Annotated in this window: 3 protein-coding genes and 1 pseudogene; all 4 read left to right on the top strand. The window is 69.2% G+C overall.

Going from position 1 to position 3509, the window contains the following annotated elements:
* Positions 1-256, top strand: a pseudogene (locus K8V84_RS07035) (hypothetical protein); the annotation flags it as partial.
* A 154-nt stretch (positions 257-410) separates the two neighbouring features.
* Complete coding sequence (locus K8V84_RS07030; RefSeq protein WP_304071969.1) at positions 411-941, top strand: EF-hand domain-containing protein; 531 nt, start codon at positions 411-413, stop codon at positions 939-941.
* An 81-nt stretch (positions 942-1022) separates the two neighbouring features.
* On the top strand, positions 1023-2228 hold the full coding sequence (locus tag K8V84_RS07025; protein WP_304071968.1) for a DegT/DnrJ/EryC1/StrS family aminotransferase: 1206 nt from the start codon (positions 1023-1025) through the stop codon (positions 2226-2228).
* On the top strand, positions 2225-3370 hold the full coding sequence (locus K8V84_RS07020) for a DegT/DnrJ/EryC1/StrS family aminotransferase (RefSeq protein WP_304071967.1): 1146 nt from the start codon (positions 2225-2227) through the stop codon (positions 3368-3370). The genes K8V84_RS07025 and K8V84_RS07020 overlap by 4 nt, the downstream gene beginning before the upstream one ends.
* Positions 3371-3509: the final 139 nt, after the last annotated feature.

Here is a 3509-nt window from a genome sequence, read left to right as displayed (position 1 = left end):
CACCGCGGCCGGGGTCGTGGATCGAGGGGACCAGGTGTGGATCGGTCCGCGCCGGGTGGGGGTGGTGCTGGGGTTCGACGCCTGCCACACGCCCAACCACTACAACGTGCTGATCCACGCCGCCCCGATGCCCACAGGAGGTGACCTGGGGTTGCTGCCGAACGAGCCGGTGGTGTTCCGGCAAGGGAGCGCGGGAATCGTCGCCGAACTTTTCTCCACACCATACATAAACAATGTCGGAGAATGTCCGATATAAATTCCAAGAAGCTCTGTTGATTTCCTCTGTGAGGTCATTGTCAGGGGCTCTCCATTGGTAGGCTTCGAGTTGAGGGGGCGATTTACGAATCGCCTTTGGATTCCCCGTTCGGGGGAGTTCCTTGTTTTCCCGTATTCACTTTTGAGGAGAGCAGATGACGACTGCCGTCAAGGCCAACGACCGTCTCGAAGAGCGCTTCCGTCTTTGGGACCACAACAGCAACGGCGTGATCGAGCGCTCGGACTTCGAGTCGGAGTTCGAGGGCATCCTGGAGCGCTTCGACGTCGACGCCTCGGCGCCCGGCGCAGCCGCCCTCAGGGCCGCCTACCAGGGCCTGTTCGACCGGCTCGCGCAGGCCGCCGGTACCGAGGAGATGTCCAAGGAGGACTTCGTCCGGGCAGCCGAGAGCGAGATCGTCAGCAGGGGCGACGCGGGCTTCTCGGAGGTCCTCCAGCCGACCATCCAGGCGATCACGACCATCATCGACACCGATGGTGACGGCGAGATCAGCCCGGTGGAGATGCAGCGGTGGTTCTCCGCCATCGGCCTGACCCCCGAGCAGTCCGACGAGGCCTTCCGCGAGATCGACACCGACGGCGACGGCTCCCTCACCGTCACCGAGCTGGTCGCCGCGGTTCGCGACTACCACCTCGGCAAGAACGACATCCCCCTCCTGGGCGTCTGACACCCCCGCGGCGTCGACCCCCTCCGGTCCGGCCGCGCCCCGTGCGGCCGGACCCCTCTTTCGCCTCAAGGAACAATCGACATGAAGACGACATTCTCCTCTCCGATCCCTAGAGAAAGGGTCGGCGAACGCGCGGGCGTGCCCTTCTTCGACCAGTCCGAGTCCTTTCGAAGACTGTGGCCGGAGATCGAGCACAACTGCGTTCGCGTCATGGACGACGGTAAATTCTCCCACGGCGCCATGGTCGCCGAATTCGAACGCGCCCTGGAGGATTTCACCGGTGCCCGGCACGTCGTCGGCGTCAATTCCGGAACCGACGCCCTGGTGCTTTTGCTGCGCGCCGCCGGACTGCGCCCCGGCGATGAGGTGATCGTCCCCGCCTACTCGTTCGTCGCCACCGCCACCGCCGTAGTACACGCCGGCGGCGTGCCCGTCTTCGCCGACATCGAGGAACACGGCTATGGCATCGACCCCGACTCCGTCGAGGCGGTCGTCACCGAGCGCACCCGCATGGTCATGCCCGTCCACCTCTTCGACCGGCTCGCCGACATGGACGGTGTGGGTCGCGTCGCCCGTGCCCACGGGCTCACCGTGGTGGAGGACAGCGCCGAGGCCATCGGTATGCGCGCGAACGGTGTGCACGCCGGCCTGCTCGGCGCCGGCGGTGCGCTCTCCTTCTTCCCCGCCAAGACACTGGGGGCGATCGGCGACGCCGGCGCGCTGCTCACCGACGACGACACCATCGCCGAGACCGCTCGGATGATGCGCCACCACGGCCGATCCGGGCACACCCTGGCCGCGTTCCCGGGGATCTCCAACCCCACGGTCGTCACCGGTGGCAACAGCAAGATGGACGACATCCAGGCCGCCGTGCTGCTGGCCAAACTCGCCCGCCTGGACGCGGACATCGAACACCGCGCCGTGCTCTCCCGCCGCTACGACGACCGGTTGCGCGAACTACCGGGGGTACGGGCGGTCCCCGGTGACGCCCCCGCCCGCCCCGGCGAGGAACGTGTGGTCTACGTGCACCTCGTCGAGGTGGACGACCGCGACGGCCTCGTCGCCCACCTGAGGGCCGCGGGCATCGACACCGAGGTCTACTACCCGCGCCCACTGCACCTGCAACCGTGCTTCAGCGATCTGGGGTACCGCCCCGGCGACCTGCCCCGTGCCGAGTCGGTGTGCGGGTCGGCCGTGGCACTGCCGCTGTACGCCGACCTGACCGATGATCACGTCGACCGGGTCTGCGACGAGATCGAACACTTCCTCACAGGGAGGTCGCGATGACCGTCACCGCCGAACGGACCATCCCCTTCTTCGCGGCCGACCTGTTCGAAGCCGACCGCGAAGCCCTGCTGAGGGCGCTGTACGAGGTCGGCACCGACCCCGAACAGAAGTTCATCCTGGGGCGGCGCACCGCACGGTTCGAGGACGCGCTGCGCACCCGCCTGGGGGCCTCCGACGTGGTGGCCTGCTCCAGCGGGACCTCCGCCCTCACCCTGGTCCTCTCCGCCATGGGCATCGGGCCCGGCGACGAGGTCGTCGTTCCCGCCTTCGGGTGCGCCCCTTTGGCGAGCACGGTCCTGTCCCAGGGCGCCACCCCCGTGTTCGCCGACGTCGACCCCCGCACACTGACCATGGACCCCGAGCACGCCGAGGCCCTGATCACCGACCGGACGCGGGCGTTGATGCCCGCGCACATGTTCTCCGTCATGGCCGACATGCCGCGCCTGCGGGCTCTGGCCACCAGGGCCGGGGTGCGGCTCGTGGAGGACTCCGCGCTCGCCCAGGGCGGCGAACTCGCCGGTCGCCCGGCCGGCCGGTGGGGCGACGCCGGTGTGTACTCCTTCGTGCAGGTCAAGGTGTTCGGGATGCCGGGAGAGGGCGGCGTGGTCCTCACCGACGACACCGACCTCGCCGGGCGGGTGCGTATGTTGCGCAACCACGGCCAGGACGGCCGCAACCGCTTCCTGCACCACCGCGTCGGCCACAACAGTCGCTTCGACGAGGTGATGGCCGCCTTCCAACAGCACCGTCTGTCGGGGCTCACCGAACGGGTCGACCGCCGCACCGCGATCTGTTCGTACTACTCCGAACGTCTCGCCGACCTGGCGGAGGCCGGTGTGGTCGCGCCGCCCGTGGGCGGGGACGGTCGATTCCCCTACGTCTACACGCTCTTGTGCGAGGACCGCGAGGGTCTGCGCGACCACCTGGCCGCCGAGGGGGTCGCCACCCACGTCTACTACCCGCGGATCCTGCCCGAGCAGCCGGCCTTCACCTCCCACGCCCGCCCCGGCGGACACTGGCCCCGCGCCCGGGAGGCGGCACACCGCAACATCTCCCTGCCCCTGTACCCGCACCTGAGCGACGCCCGCGTCGAACACGTGGTCGAGGCCGTCCGGTCGTTCGTCCACGCGCGGAACCGCTGACGGGCCACGCCCCCACGGCCGGGCCCCTCCCATCGGAGGGCCTGCGCGCGGACATGCTCCAGGTCCGCCCGACGGTGGGCCGAACCGGTCCGCCCGGGTCGACGGCCACGCCCACACCACTCAGAAGGAGGCAGGGGCG

Source organism: Nocardiopsis listeri (genome assembly GCF_020741345.1).
GTDB classification, from domain to species: Bacteria; Actinomycetota; Actinomycetes; order Streptosporangiales; family Streptosporangiaceae; genus Nocardiopsis; species Nocardiopsis listeri_A.
Note: the sequence above shows the minus strand (reverse complement) of the source record. Positions and strands in the feature narration are given on the sequence as shown.